This window comes from Bradyrhizobium sp. Leo114 (genome assembly GCF_055229415.2).
In genome coordinates, this window is record NZ_JBUYEN020000302.1 from 1 (window position 1) to 207 (window position 207).

At 60.9% G+C, this 207-nt stretch carries 1 pseudogene; it reads right to left on the bottom strand.

What is annotated here, in order from left to right:
- Nucleotides 1-207 (bottom strand): annotated as a pseudogene (locus tag ACZIRK_RS45815) (IS630 family transposase); the annotation flags it as partial.

The window sequence follows — 207 nt, forward strand, 5'->3', positions numbered from 1 at the left end:
CAAACAGCGTTGTGGTGCCATGCCGCTTGTAATCGTGGCTCTGACCAGTCAAGGCGCGGCCATTGGGCAACTTCAGATAACCCTGCGCTCGCTCCAAGGCCTGGATCGAGGGCTTCTCGTCCACGCATAGCACAATGGCCTTCGCCGGCGGGGCGACGTAAAGGCCGACAACATCGGCGGCTTTGGCCGTAAAGTTCGGGTCGTTGC